9 protein-coding genes and 2 riboswitches are annotated in these 12,190 nt (G+C 75.0%); of the genes, 2 read left to right on the top strand and 7 right to left on the bottom strand.

From position 1 onward, the window contains the following. Positions 1–1,280: amidohydrolase family protein (locus ACFRMQ_RS09730; protein WP_380728780.1), on the top strand; the 1,280-nt coding region annotated here is incomplete at its 5' end. Between the two features lie 101 nt (positions 1,281–1,381). On the opposite strand, the gene ACFRMQ_RS09725 is transcribed toward ACFRMQ_RS09730, so the two are convergent. The 7 genes from ACFRMQ_RS09725 to ACFRMQ_RS09695 form a co-directional block, all read right to left on the bottom strand. Continuing rightward, positions 1,382–2,065, bottom strand: a complete 684-nt coding sequence (locus ACFRMQ_RS09725) for a polysaccharide deacetylase family protein (RefSeq protein ID WP_380728778.1) — start codon at positions 2,063–2,065, stop codon at positions 1,382–1,384. A 285-nt stretch (positions 2,066–2,350) separates the two neighbouring features. Further along, positions 2,351–2,545, bottom strand: a complete 195-nt coding sequence (locus tag ACFRMQ_RS09720) for a hypothetical protein (protein ID WP_380728776.1) — start codon at positions 2,543–2,545, stop codon at positions 2,351–2,353. Between the two features lie 45 nt (positions 2,546–2,590). Further along, complete coding sequence (locus ACFRMQ_RS09715) at positions 2,591–3,439, bottom strand: ECF transporter S component (RefSeq protein ID WP_380728774.1); 849 nt, start codon at positions 3,437–3,439, stop codon at positions 2,591–2,593. Next, positions 3,436–5,079 (bottom strand): ABC transporter ATP-binding protein, encoded by a 1,644-nt coding sequence (locus ACFRMQ_RS09710; RefSeq protein WP_380728772.1) that lies wholly within the window; start codon positions 5,077–5,079, stop codon positions 3,436–3,438. The genes ACFRMQ_RS09715 and ACFRMQ_RS09710 overlap by 4 nt, the downstream gene beginning before the upstream one ends. Beyond that, complete coding sequence (locus tag ACFRMQ_RS09705) at positions 5,076–6,305, bottom strand: CbiQ family ECF transporter T component (RefSeq protein ID WP_380728770.1); 1,230 nt, start codon at positions 6,303–6,305, stop codon at positions 5,076–5,078. The genes ACFRMQ_RS09710 and ACFRMQ_RS09705 overlap by 4 nt, the downstream gene beginning before the upstream one ends. Positions 6,306–6,309: 4 nt before the next feature. Beyond that, a complete protein-coding gene (locus ACFRMQ_RS09700) occupies positions 6,310–7,401 on the bottom strand; it encodes a hypothetical protein (RefSeq protein WP_380728768.1) in 1,092 nt (363 codons plus the stop codon). Then, positions 7,398–10,184 carry a prenyltransferase/squalene oxidase repeat-containing protein gene (locus ACFRMQ_RS09695; RefSeq protein WP_380728766.1) on the bottom strand — a complete coding sequence of 929 codons (2,787 nt, stop codon included), beginning with the start codon at positions 10,182–10,184 and terminating at the stop codon, positions 7,398–7,400. The genes ACFRMQ_RS09700 and ACFRMQ_RS09695 overlap by 4 nt, the downstream gene beginning before the upstream one ends. Before the next feature lie 103 nt (positions 10,185–10,287). Beyond that, positions 10,288–10,419, bottom strand: a riboswitch (cobalamin riboswitch). 90 nt (positions 10,420–10,509) lie between these two features. Then, positions 10,510–10,586, top strand: a riboswitch (cobalamin riboswitch). A 132-nt stretch (positions 10,587–10,718) separates the two neighbouring features. Here ACFRMQ_RS09695 and ACFRMQ_RS09690 point away from each other — a divergent pair. After that, a complete protein-coding gene (locus ACFRMQ_RS09690) occupies positions 10,719–12,131 on the top strand; it encodes a hypothetical protein (RefSeq protein WP_380728764.1) in 1,413 nt (470 codons plus the stop codon). Positions 12,132–12,190: the final 59 nt, after the last annotated feature.

The raw sequence follows: 12,190 nt of genomic DNA, 5'->3' as shown, positions 1-12,190 counted from the left end.
CCGGGGGGGGGTGGGCGGCCCCGGCGCACCCCCGGGGCTTTCAGGCCCCGCGGGCGGGCGCCGCACCCCGCCGCCCCCCGCCCCCCCCCCCCCGCCCGGCCCCCCGGGGGCGGGCCCCACGACTGGTCGACGCCACCGACCACACAGTCCTGCCCGGCCTGTGGGACGCCCACACCCACCCGTACCTCAACACCTACGGCGGCCGCGAGCCCCGACTGCTGCTCGCCTACGGGATCACCGGCACCGCCTCGATGGGCGGCTTCGCCTACGAGCAGGCGCGCCTGCGCGAGTCCGTCGACGCCCGGCTGGTGGACGGGCCCCGGTTCCTGACGACCGGCGAACTGCTCGACGGCAGCCGCGTCGCGTACAGCATGGGCCGCGCCCACCGCACCGACGACGGGATGCGGCGCAGCCTGGAGCGCGCGGTGGCGCTGGACCAGGACTTCGTCAAGACCTACGTGCGGGCACCCGCCCGGTTCATGGCGCAGGCGGCGCGGACGGCCCACGAGCGCCTCGGGGTGCCCTCCGGCAGCCACCTGCTGACCCCCGGGGTCCAGGTGGGGCAGGACCTGACGGCCCATCTGTCGGCGACGCAGCGCCAGGAGTACGGCCGGGTCGTCTCCCCCACCGGGCGCAGCTACCAGGATGTCCACGAGATCTACCGCGGCGGGGACTTCGCGATCATCATCACTCCCTTCTCCGCGTACCACCTGCTCGGCGACGACCCGGAGCTGGCCCTGGACCCCCGGGTGACCGCGCTGATGCCGCCCTGGGACGCCGCCGGCGTGCGGCGGCGGGCGGGGACGCCGGTCACGGAGGCCCAGCGGCAGGCCGTGCGGATCGAGATGGACGTCTACCGGAGGATCCTCGCCGACGGCGGGACGCTCGCCCTGGGCACCGACTCCCCGCTCACCCCCGTCGGCCTCCACCTGCACCTGGGCCTGCGCGCCCTGCACCGCTACGCGGGCCTGACCCCGGCCCAGGCGCTGCGCACGGCCACGGTGGCCCCGGCCCGGCTGTTCGGCCTGGCGGACGACCTGGGCACCGTGGAGCCCGGCAAGCTGGCGGACCTGACCGTGGTCGAGGGCGACCCGTTCCGCGACTTCGCCGACCTGGTGCGCACCTCGTGGGTGATGCGCGACGGCGTGATCCACCGGAGCGCCGACCTGACGGGCGAGGCCGGGCGGGCTGCGGCGCCGGAGCGGCCGCCGGGCCGGGACGAGGACTGGTACGCGATCGGCGAGGCGCTGCGCCGCGACGGCTGCCGCGCCGCGCGGTGAGTCGCCCGCCGAGACCTCGGACAGCGGACCGGCGCGCCCTCGGACGGCGCCCGGGCCGCACCGAGGGGGAGGGCCCCGGTGCGGCCGACGAGCGCTGTGGGTCAGGCCTGCGGGGTGGTGAAGCGGTAGCCGGAGTCGATCAGTGAGGGAAGGAAGCGCGTGAGAGCGGCCACCGTCTGCGAACGGTCGCCTCCGCCGTCGTGGGTGAGCACGATCGCTCCCGGGCGCATCTCCTTCATGAGCCGTCCGAGGATCACGTCCGTCCCCGGCTCGGCCCAGTCCTCCGGGTCGACCGACCAGCCCATCGGCCGCATCCCGAGCTCCTTGCTCATCCTGAGCGTCCTCGGGGCCCAGTCCCCGCCCGGGGCCCGGAACCAGGTGGGCGCCGTGCCGGTGATCCCGCCGAGGAGTTCGGAGGTGCGCGTCAGCTCCTCCCGCACCTGGGCGTCGTCGGGAAGGTGGCGGAGGTCCGGGTGGCTCCAGGTGTGGTTTCCGATGTGGTGCCCCCGTGCCGCGATCTCCCGGACCAGGTCGGGACGGTCGGCCGCGTTCTCGCCGATCAGGAAGAACGTCGCCGGGATGCCGTGCCTCTCCAGCAGCGCCAGGACTTCGGGGGTGTGGCGCGGATGGGGTCCGTCGTCGATGGTGAGGGCCACCACCTTCCCCCCGTCGGCGAGTTCGAACAGCGGCCGGCTCTCCGCCTCGGTCAGCACCCTGGGGGCTTCCGGGGAGGCCTCGGCGGCCGAGGCGGCCTCGGTGCCTTCCGGCGCGGGTGCCGGGGCCACCGGCGGCGGCGGCCCGGCGTTCCCTCTCGGCTCGGTACCGGGCTCCCCGGCCCGCTGTGTTCTCCCGCACCCTGCGGCGCAGAGGACCGACAAGCCGGCCGCGGACAGGACCAGCCTTCGCGAGACAATATGACGATCTGACATTTTCTGGGTGTCCCCCGCACCCGACGCCCCCTCCCGACGTTCACCCCGAGGGACCCACACCACCACTCGGAAGGGCCCAGGGCCACCCGGTCAGCGGCACGGCGCCGGGAGGTCGTCGGTGCGAAGCCTCATCGGCACCGGTCAGTGGCACCCCTCCCGCTCGCCGTCGCGGCCCTCGACGACGACCGGATAGGGCACCCTGGTGCGCCGGTCCGGATCCACCGCCAGCCGCCCGCCGACCTGCGCCCGCGCCCCGCCCGGCTGGCGTCGTGCGGATTCCGGTCCGGCGTGCTGTTCCGGGGTCAGGACGACGACGTCGACCCCGTTCAGTGTCATCGTCCGGTGCTTCGCGGGCTTGGGCACGGTGGTTGGCCTTTCGGTTCAGGGGTGCGCCTGCCCAGTGGGCTGCGCGGCGGTTCGCGGCCCCACCGTGGCGCCCGGACCGTGATGGGCCTCGAAGCGCACCGTGGGCTCGAAGTTGGCGCGGCGGGCCGCTCGACGGAAGACGGTCAGGACGGCCGGCCCGACGACGAGCACGGCGGTCAGGGTGGTGACGGCTCGGCCGGTGTCCCAGCCGAGCGAAGTGGCGAGGTCGAAGAGCAGGTAGCGGTGCCACTGCTCGGTGAAGGGCAGGCCGGGAAGGTAGGCGATGGAGGAGTTCGGGTCGGTCGAGAACGGCCAGAAGGACAGGTTCAGCAGGAAGCCGAACAGATAGCCGGAGAAGGCCCCGTACACGGCCAGCATCGGCACCTCCACCCGGCGCCGCCGGGTCTTCGGCAGCAGGCCTGCGAGCATGCCGACGAAGGCGCAGCCGAACATCTGGTAGGGCATCCAGGGGCCGACTCCGCCGGTGAGCAGGGCGGAGGCGAACAGCGAGGTGCAGCCGAGGGTGAAGCCGAAGCCGGGGCCGAAGACGCGGCCGGCCAGGACGAGGGTGAAGAAGACCGTCTCCACGCCGGCGGTCCCGGCGCCGAGGGGTCGGAGCCCGGCGTTGACGGCGGACAGCACGCCGAGCATGGCGAGGGCCTTGGCGTCGATGCCGCCTGCGGAGATCTCGGCGATGACGACGGCGAGCACCAGGACGAGCAGCGCTCCGAAGATCAGCGGCGGGGCGTAGCTGGAGCCGAACTTCCCGGGCGCGACGACGAACGGCCAGGTGAAGGCCACGAGGCCGATGAAGGCGGCCAGGACGACGACGCGGGCCCGGCCGGGGATCCGGACGGCGGTCATCGGGTGGCCTCCGCCGATTCCAGGGCCGTCGCGACCTGCCGTGTCGTCAGATAGGCGAGTGGGGCGAGGATCTTGGCGGTCTGCGGGGCGAACGTGGGCGAGGCGACGATGACCTCGGCGGTCGGCCCGTCGGCGACGATCTCGCCGTCGGCCATCACCACGGCGCGGTCGGCGGCGGAGGCGACGAACTCGACGTCGTGGGTGGAGACGACGACGGTTCGGCCTTCGGCGGCGAGGGCGTCCACGATGCCGGTGAGCGCCTCCTTCGCGTGGTAGTCGAGCCCTCGGGTGGGTTCGTCCAGCAGCACGACCCGTGGTGCGGCGGACAGTTGGATCGCCAGGACGAGGGCCAGCTTCTGCCCCTCGGAGAGGTCCCGGGGGTGGGTGTCGTCCGCGATTCCGGGAGCCAGGCGGTCGAGGATCCGCCGTGCGCTCGGCCCGCCGGCGCCGTCGGCCTCGGCGTCGCTCTGGGCGAGTTCCTGGGCGACCGTCTCCAGGTACAGCAGGTCGGTCGGGGTCTGGGGGACGAGCCCGACCAGTTGCCGGGCCCGGGCGGCGGGCAGGCGCTTGGGGTCCGCGGCCGGGCCGCCCCCGGCTCCGGTGACCTTCACGCTGCCGCCCTGGCGGGGCCCGGAACCCTGGAGGGCCCACAGGAGCGAGGACTTGCCGGAGCCGTTGCGGCCCATCAGTGCCGTGACCTCGCCCGCGCGCAGTTCCAGCCGGACGTCCCGGACGGCGGCCACCGGCCCGTACCGCACGACCACCCCCTTCGCCTCCAGCACCGGTCCTCCCGCCACCGCTGCCCGGCGCGGCGGGGGAACCGGCACGCCCGTGAGCCGCTCCCGCAGCGGCCCGGCGGCCCGGCGGGCGTCCCGGACGGACAGCGGCAGCGGCCGCCATCCCGCCAGACGGCCGAGGTCGACGACGGGCGGCGCGATCGCGGTGTCCCGGAAGACCTCGGCGGGCGGCCCGTGCACGACCGTCCCGTCCCCGGGCAGGTAGGCGACCCGGTCGGCGTACTGGACGACCCGCTCCAGCCGGTGCTCGGCCAGCAGCACGGTGACGCCGAGGTCGTGGACCAGGCGGGTGATCGCGGCGAGCACCTCCTCGGCGGCGGTCGGGTCGAGCGCGGAGGTGGGCTCGTCCAGCACCAGGACGCGGGGGTGCGCCGTGAGGACGGATCCGATGGCGACGCGCTGCTGCTGACCGCCGGAGAGTTCGTGCAGGGCGCGGTGGCGCAGCTCGGCCAGGCCGAGCAGGTCCAGGGTCTCCTCGACGCGCTTGCGCATCACGTCCGGCGGAATCGCCAACTGCTCCATGACGTAGGCCAGTTCCTCCTCCACCGTGTCGGTGGTGAAGCCGGCCAGCGGGTCCTGCCCGACCACGCCCACCACATCGGCGAGTTCGCGCGGGGGGTGGTGGGCGGTGTCACGGCCGTCCACGGTGACCCGGCCGCGCAGGGTGCCGCCGGTGAAGTGCGGGACGAGGCCGTTGACGGCGCCGAGCAGGGTGGACTTGCCGACGCTGGTGCGGCCGACCACCAGGCAGAGTTCGCCCTCCGGGATGTGCAGGTCGATGTCGCGCAGGACGGGCGTGGTCTCGCCGTCGTACACCACGCCGACCCGGTCGAATCGGATCACGTGCTCACCTCGGAGGTCGTGCGGTCGGTGGTGGCGGCGTCGGGGCGCGTGGCCGGGCGCGGCCCCGGCACGACGGCGGGTCCGGCGGTCCGGCCGGGCGGCGGCGAGACGATCCCGGCCGCACCCGCCAGAAGCAGGGCGAGCACCGGGACGAGCGGCAGCGTCGGCCAGGCCAGCGGGTACAGGGAGGGGTTGAGGTCGGTGGCGTCGTAGCCGACGGTGGCGAACAGCAGCACGGCGGCGGTCACACCGCAGCCGGCCACGCCCCACTCGGCGGCCCGCCAGCGGTCCGGCCGGTAGGTGGTGCGCCGCACCCTCCGCCCGCCGAGCAGCAGGCCCGCCACACAGAGCACGGCGCCCGCGAGGAAGGCGGGCAGACCGAGCGCGGCCGGGGCGGTTCCGTCCAGCAGCCCGTACACCCCGGCGCACAGGCCGCACATGCCGAGCAGCATCAGCGCGCCGGTGAGCCGGCGGGAGCGGCGCGAGGCGGTGCCGGCGCGCCCGTAGCCGCGCGAGTCCATCGCGGCCGCGAGGCTGAGCGAACGCTCCAGCGCGTCCTCCAGGACCGGTACCACGATGCTGCGCAGCGCACGAACTCCCTTGCGCCGCCCGGCACGCAACCGCCGTGCCCGGGCGACCCGTTGGACGCTCTGCACCAGCTGGGGCGCGACGCTCAGGGCGACCGTCACGGCGACGCCCAGCTCGTACAGCGCGCCCGGCAGTACCCGCAGCGCCCGTTTGGGGTTGGCGAGGGTGTTGGCGGCGCCGATGCAGCAGATCAGGCAGGCCAGCCGCAGCCCGTCGAAGGCCGCGGAGAGCGTGGCCTCCAGCGAGACCGGGCCGCCGATCCGGATGCCCGCGTACCAGTCGGGGGTGGGGATGTGCGGCAGGGAGAAGAGCAGGTGGTCGTGCGGGGTGATGCCGGTGGCGAAGACGCACCGGAAGACCACCCGGATCGCCACCACCGCCAGGGCCACCCACAGGTAGTAGGTGAACCCGCGGGCCCACGGGGCCTCGCTGCGGCGGGCGGTGACCACGTAGCCGAGCACGGCGAGGACGAGCAGGAGCAGCAGCGGGTTGGTGGTGCGGCTGGCCGCCGTCGCCAGCGCGAGCGCCCAGGCCCACCAGGCCAGCGGGTGGAGGTCGCGCGGGACACGCCGGTCCCCCGCGCCCCGCCCGGGGGCGCGCCGCGGGGCTCCGGGCGCGCGTTCGTCGAGCGTGCTCACCGGATCACTCGGCCCCTCGGCGGCGACGCCGCGCGGCCACCACCGTGGCCACGCCCAGCACCACGACGAGGACGGACCCGAGCACGGCGGGAACCATCGACCCGGAGTCGTGCGGGGCGTCGGCCACCGGGTTGGCGTCCACCACCCCGCCTGGCACTGCGGGGGTGGATGTCGGCGCGGTCGCGGCCGTGGCCGCCTGCGACGTCGGCTGGTCACTCGGGGTGTCCGTCGGCGGGGCGGTGGGCGGTTCGGCCGGCACCGGCGTGGCCTCGGGCGCGCCCGGCGGGGTGATGCCGTCCTCGGGGGTGGCGGCGGGGTCCGTCCCCGGGGTCGCGGCGGGCGCCGGTGGACGGGCTCCGCCGGGCTGGGGTGCGGCGGGGGCCGGGGCTCGGCCGGCCCCCGAGCCGCCGGTGGTGCCGGTACCGCCCGTGCCGCCGTTCGAGCCGGAGCCGCTGCCGCCGGTCGTACCGGTGGCACCCGCTCCGCCGGAGCCGCCCGTCGTGCCCTGGCCGGGGTCGGCCGGCTGCCCACCCGGGCTGGAGTTGTGGGCCCGGACGCTGTCCGGCGAGAACGTCGGACGCCCCTCGGTGCCCTCGATGTCGGTGCCGCCGAAGATCCACAGGTCGACGCTTCCGGGCTTCGGCTGGTAGAGCATCGCGCCGAGCTGGCTGTAGGACCATTCGTTCTGGCCCGGATCGGCGTGCCAGTACGACCAGTACGCGGTGGCCGGAGGCGTCAGGACGCACTTCTCCTGCTCCGGGGTCGGGTACTGCTTGCCGCCCTGGAAGCCGCTGTAGCCGATCCGGCAGATGAACGCCGGGCCGTCGTGCCCGGTGCCGGTGGTCTTCCAGCCGCCCTGGTTGAGCAGGGTGTACCCGGTGGTGGGGGTGGTCCCGCAGGAACGCAGCAGCGGCCCGCCCCACTTGCCGAAGTCCACGGCGAGTACGACCCCGGAGGTGGTGGTGCACTGATCGATCGGCAGTGGCGCCGCGGTGGCCGGGGCCGCGCCCACGGCGACGCCGCCGAACGCGAGCGCGGAGGTCAGCACCGCCGCCCCGGACAGCCGCGCGAGCCGCTCACCGGGTCCCCGGCTCACCGGTGACGCCCCGGGGCGGCCGCGGTGCGGCGACGGGCGACGATGACGGCTGCGGCGCCGAGCGCGGTCAGCACACCGGCACCCGCCGTCAGCGCCAGTGCCTGGGTTCCGGTACCGGCCAGGTCGCCCGAACCGGTCCGCGCCGGTACGCCCCCGGCTGTAGCGACACCGCCACCCGTCGGGGCGTCGATGCCACCGGACGACGGGGTGTCGGTGGCCTGGGCCGGCGCGGTCGTGCCGGGCGAGCCCGTCGGGGTGGTGGTCGGCGTCCCGGTGGGCGTCGTCGTGCCTCCGAGGTCGCGGGACAGCGTGCCGAAGGAGATGCCGGTGGCACCGCCGAGCACCTGTGTGGACGCCCTGACGTCCGAACCCCGCTGCCCGGCGGACGCGACGTTGAACCCTCCGTCGCCGTTCTGCTGCCCGGCGAGGAAGTCGAGCGCCTTGGCGATCTGTTCACCGTAGGCGGCCTTGCGCAGCGTCATGCCCTGGACGGCCAGCGCGGCCGAGTTGGTGGAGTCGCCGGCCGCACCGGGGAAGCCGCCGTCGGGCAGTTGCCGCGAGGCGAGCCAGCCGAGTCCCTTGTCGACCGCCTGGGCGGCCTCGTCCCCGGGGACGAGGGCGAGAGCCATGACGGCGATCGCCGTGCTGTCCACGTCGGAGTCGCCGGTGGCGGGGATCAGGCTCGGCCAGGAGCCGTCCGGGTGCTGGAGGCCCTTCAGGTAGCCGATCGCGGGAGCCGCGCTGGTCGTCTCCCCGGCCCGGAGCTGGGCCATGACGGCGAGCGCCTGGGAGAACACCGAGGTGGCGTAGGTGTAGTTGCCCGGGGCGGCGCAGCCGGTGGTCGCGTCGGCCTTGGTGCACACCATCGCGGCGAGCGCGGCGATCAGGTCGTGGCCGCCGAAGGCGCGCGGGTCGCGGCCGACGACCTCGGCGAGCAGCGCCTCCTTCCCGATGGACCCGCCGCCGGCGTACTCGGTGCCGATCGCGGTCCAGTCGTTGACGGTGCGTTCGCTCGCGTCCTTGCCCCGCTGGTCCAGGAAGTCGACGATCCCGCGCAGCGCGGCGTCGTCGGTGCCGGTGGCGGCGAGGGCGTAGGCGCCGTCGAGGGTGAGGCCGAAGTCGGCGAAGGCCGGGAACCCCTCGTAGTAGTGACCGTCGATCAGGCGGGACGGGTCGGTGAGGTAGGCGCCGCCCTTGGCCGCGTCGGGCTTCCTCCCCGCCGGCGGGGTCGGCGTGGAAGTCGCGCCGTTCGGATCGTGCCAGACGCTGGTGAGGTCGGTGCCGGTCAGGGCCAGGACGGCCTGCTCGGTGGCGGCGGCGTCCGGGTCGGTGGTCGACGCGTCCGGGCCGAAGCCGCCGTCCTTGTCCTGGCGGGCGGCGAGCCAGGCGGTGGCGGCGGCCCTGCGGCCACCCTGGCCGGTGGCCCGGAAGGCCTGGGCGGCGCTCGCGGTGCTGATGGTGTCGCCGGGGGCGCCGACGTACGGGGGGAGGGAGCCGTCGGGCTGCTGGCTCGCCGCGAGCTGGTCGGCGGCCTTCTCGGCGGCCGCTTCGTAGCCGGGGGCCGTGCGCAGGGCGAGGACCGCGAGGCCGGTGGTGACCGGATCGGATTCGCAGTGCTCACCGGCGATGATCATCGATCCGGCCATCCCGCCGTCGGCGCACTGGAGCGTCGTGAACCGGGCGAGCGCCGGGGCGGGCGAAGCGACACCGGCGCGCTGGAGCGCGATGACGCCGAGGGACTGTGCCCAGGGCGAGGACGCGCCGAGGAAGTCCCCGGCGGCGGTGCACTTGCCGTTCTCTCCCGCCCCTGCGCAGACGTGGTCGGTGAGCACGGAGACCAGGTCCCGCCCGCCGAAGGTGCGGGGGTCGCGACCGGTGCTCTCGGCGACGAGGGCCAGGAGGGCGGCGGCCCGCGTGTCCGGTGTGCCGGTCGGCCCGTCGGGGCGCAGGAACGCGTCGGTATGGGCGTCGAGGAAGGCGACCACCTTGCGCAGCGCCGGGTCCTGCGTCCCCGCGGCGGCGAGCGCGATGGCCGTGAGAGCGGTCCGGGGGTAGTCCGGCCCCGGGGCGGCCCAGTTCTCCATGTGGTCGCCGCCGACGAGTTGACCGGCCAGCCAGGCCGTGGCGGCGGCCGGGTCACCGGTGGCGGAGGGCCCGGTGGGGCTCGCCGTCGGGGTCGGGGTCGCCGAGGGCGACGCGGAGGGCGAGGGGCCGCCGTTCTTGGCGCGGACGGAGTCCGGGGTGAAGCTCGGCGCCCCGCTGGTGCCACCGATGTCCGTGCCGCCGTAGACCCAGGCCTCGACCTCGCCGGGCTTGGGCTTCTGCGTGCCGGCGCCGAACCGGCTGTAGGACCAGGTCTGTTGGCCGGGTTCGGCGATCCAGTACGACCAGTACGCGGTGGCCTGCGGGGTGTTGACGCACGGCTCCTCGGCCGGTGTCGGGTACTGGACACCGCCGTTGAAGGTCCCGGTCCCGAGCCGGCAGATGAAGGCGGGCCCGTCGTGTTCGGTTCCGGCAGTGGTGAAACCGGCGTTGTGCAGGAGGTTCATGCCCGTCGTGGGGTGGGCGTCGCAGCCCCGGGCGACGCCGCCGCCCCAGTGGGTGAAGTCGACGGCGACGATCGCGCCCGTCGTCGCCGTGCACTCCTCGATCGGGTCGGCCGCCGCGGTTCCGGGGTGCCCGAGCAGGACCGTGCCGCAGGCGGCGACCGCGACGGTGCCGGCGATCACCAGGGAGGCGAGGTCCCGGTTTCTGTGACGTGTGCGATTGCTGCTGACCCTCACGACGGCTCCCTGGTCGGTCGACACGGGAGGCGACGGCGCAGCCCACGGCGCCCCGGGAAGGGGCTGCCAAGACCGCGTCGTAGTCCGCGACGACGCAAGTGCTCTGTGAACAGACCCCCGGTCCAGGCATTCCGGCTCACCCACCCTCAGGTGGGTCCACGGTTGCGGGTCAGCGCCGGAGTCGGACCGGCTTCCCCTGAATGCCGAGGGCAAAAAACCGGTTCATCAGACCACGCTGTCCGACAGGGAGTCAATGGGGCGTCAGGTCGCTCACATCACCTCGCCGGACGACGGAACCTGCGGTAGCGTCCGCTGTGGCCGAGTGGGGGAACCCGGTGCGAATCCGGGGCTGACGCGCAGCGGTGTGGGGTGGCGATCGTGCCGTCCCGAGCCCGAATGCCCGCCCGGCCGTGCACCATGGCGAAAGCCGGCCCACGCGATCCGGGCGGCGACCGCTCCGGCAGTCGCGTGCCCCGAGTGGACGCGGGAACTCCGGGGCAGGGTCGGCGCCCGCCACCCCAAGGAGCCTGTCCCGTGCCCCTCCTCACCCCGTCCCGCACCGCCTCGACGACCACCGTCGCGCTGGCGGCCGCTGCCCTGCTTCTCTCCGCCGTCCCCGCCCACGCGACGGCCACCCCGGCCCAGATAGCCACGTCCAAGAGCACCGGCGTCACGTACCTGAAGTCCCTCCAGGCCGCCGACGGCAGCTACGTCACCGGCGGCGGGCTCTCCAACGAGTGGGCCTTCAGCGCGCTCGCCGCCGCCGGAACGGCCGCCGCCGACGTCACCCCCGGCGGGGACACCGGCAAGAACGCCCGCCTCGTCTACCGCAACCAGCTCGCCGCCCCCGGCTGGCCCGGCACCTCGCCCGTGGCCACGGACTACGAGCGCGGCATCCTCAACGCCTACGCCGCGGGCATCGACCCCGCCCGCGTCGGCCCCGGCCGCAACCTCCTCGCCGACCTCTCCGCCTACTGGCAGACCACCGAACCCGGTTACTACGGCCCGTCCGCCAACTTCAACGGCACCGTCTTCGGTCTGCTCGCGCTGGCCGGGGCGAAGACCCAAGCCGGCGCCCAGCGCGCCCCGCAGCCCCTGCTCGATGTCTCCGTCACGGCGGTGCGCGCCAACCAGCACAACGACGGCGGCTGGAACTACGGCAAGGCCGCGGGCGACCCGACGGCGCTCGCCCAGGGCAGCGACATCGACATGACCGGCGCCGCCATGGCCTCCCTGTGCGCGGGCGGCGTGCCCAACACCGACTCGGCGATCGTCGCCGCCAAGAACTTCCTCAAGGGCAAGCTCGCCTCCTCCGGCGCCTTCAACGCCATGTTCGGCGTGAACACCGACTCCAACGGCTGGGCCGTGTCCGGCCTCAACGCCTGCGGCATCAACCCCCAAGGCACCGACTTCACCAGCGGCACCGGCAAGACCCCGGTCGACTTCCTCATCGCCCAGCAGTTCAAGCCCGGCGGCGGCTTCAAGTACCTGCCCACCGACACCAGCCCGTCGCCCTACGCCTCCGTCGACGGCCTGCGCGCCGTCGCCGGCGCCGGGTTCACCGCCACCCCGCCCGCACCGACCACCGCGGGAGAACCGGCCTGGGCCGCCACCACCGGCTTCACCGCCGGCACGGCCGCCCGGCTCTCCCTCGTCGTCGACGACGGCACCGGCGCCCTCAAGGTCTGTGCCGTCACCCTCACCCCGACCGGCACCACCACGACCCTCGGCGACGTCCTCGACGCGGCGGCCACCGCGACCCCGAGCGGCTGCGTCACCTCCGTCACCCCGTCCACCGGCGGTGGGACCGTCACCGCGCTCAACGGCACGGCCAACAGCGGCTCCTCCACCTGGAAGGTCAGCCTCGACGGCGCCACCGCCACCGCCGCCACCCGGGCCGCCACCGTCCACCTCGGCGACACCGTCTCGCTGCGCTACGGCAGCTGACCGCGCGGGCCGGAACGTCCGGCGGCGCCGATCGTCCCGCGACGCCCGGGTCCCGGCAC

The sequence above is a fragment of the Kitasatospora sp. NPDC056783 genome (assembly GCF_042789895.1).
GTDB lineage: Bacteria > Actinomycetota > Actinomycetes > Streptomycetales > Streptomycetaceae > Kitasatospora.
Note: the sequence above shows the minus strand (reverse complement) of the source record. Positions and strands in the feature narration are given on the sequence as shown.